This window comes from uncultured Acetatifactor sp. (assembly GCF_948601915.1).
Taxonomy (GTDB): Bacteria; Bacillota; Clostridia; order Lachnospirales; family Lachnospiraceae; genus Acetatifactor.
In genome coordinates this window covers 721-1,278 of sequence record NZ_CAPDXS010000284.1, presented here as the reverse complement: position 1 = coordinate 1,278, position 558 = coordinate 721, and the positions used below count along the sequence as shown (strand labels likewise).

Below are 558 nucleotides of genomic sequence, written 5' to 3'. Positions count from 1 at the left end.
GCCGTCACGGAAATCTATATTTCGGAGGAGGCGCTGGAGAAGGCCAGACGGCAGCCTGAGCTGATGGGGAAGCTGGATAGGACGGGCTATGAGACGGTGACGGAGGAGGTGTTTGCGAAAATGTCGGACACCCAGACCCCTCAGGGCATCTTGTGCGTCATAAAGAGGCCGGGGCATGGACTGGAGCAGCTGCTGGAAGCGCCCCGTCCTCTGCTGATGGTGCTGGAGAATCTGCAGGATCCCGGCAATCTGGGAACCATCGTCAGAACCGGTGAGGGGGCGGGGGTCACAGGGGTTATCATAGGCTCGGGGACGGCGGATATCTATGCTCCCAAGACAGTGAGGGCCACCATGGGCTCCATCTATAGGGTTCCAGTGGTCTGCGCGGAGGATCTTGTGGAGGCGGTAGGGCGACTGCGCCGCCGCGGCGTTCATACCTATGCTGCCCATCTGCAGGGAAAGAATTATTATGACGGATTTTCCTTCAGGGAGGCCACGGCGTTTCTGATCGGGAACGAAGGGGCAGGCCTCAGTCCGGAGCTGGCGGAAGCGGCGGAG

1 protein-coding gene is annotated in these 558 nt (G+C 60.8%); it reads left to right on the top strand.

The genetic code is table 11. The features are described 5' to 3' along the window. Positions 1 to 12: 12 nt before the first annotated feature. Positions 13 to 558: RNA methyltransferase (locus Q2B33_RS24655; protein WP_334306517.1), on the top strand; the 546-nt coding region annotated here is incomplete at its 3' end.